The sequence below is a fragment of the Ruminococcus sporogenes genome (assembly GCF_054655175.1).
In genome coordinates, this window is record NZ_BAAHOA010000042.1 from 1 (window position 1) to 703 (window position 703).

Below are 703 nucleotides of genomic sequence, written 5' to 3' on the forward strand. Positions count from 1 at the left end.
GAGTTACAGAAGGCTTAAGCCGTTTATGCCCGACATTGCCGTGTTTGACGAGCGTATGCCCGATCGTGCGGAAATAACTGGCGAGCCTGACAATTCCGCGCGTTTGCCGGAGGATAAAAAGCGGGAGCTGACAGAACAGGTTCGTGAGGTTTGCTGCAATTTTGACGGTTCCATAGGCTGGCTTTATATTCCTGATACGAGCATAAACTATCCCGTTATGTATTCGGGAGATAACGATTATTACCTTCACAGGTCGTATGACGGCGGCTATTTGTATTCGGGCTCCGTTTTTCTTGACGGCAGATGCGCGCGGGAGTTTTCAGACGGAATAAATATTCTCTACGGTCACAATATGCGTAACGGCTCTATGTTTGCCGATGTAATAAGCTTTACGGACGAGAGCTACTTTGAAGCTCGCGCCGTCGGCTGGCTGACTGTTTCGGACAACGCGTACCGTATTGACTTTTTCTCGCTTTCACAGCCGGAATGCTACGGCGGCTTTTACGACGTGACAAAAGATATATCCGTCTGGCTTGACGGTCTGAAAGAAAACTCTTTTATTTGGAAAAATATCGGCGTATCTGAAAAAGATAAGTTTATTTCACTGTCCACCTGTAGCGGAGGGAACCTCCAGAACTGTGCTGACGGGAAAGCTTACAGAGGTATGACATGAGCAGAAAAGAAAAAAAGACGGACTATGCTG

Annotated in this window: 1 pseudogene; it reads left to right on the top strand. The window is 47.4% G+C overall.

Features of this window, described 5'->3' with window-relative positions:
• Positions 1-673, top strand: a pseudogene (locus ACYQ0N_RS15365) (class B sortase); the annotation flags it as partial.
• Positions 674-703: the final 30 nt, after the last annotated feature.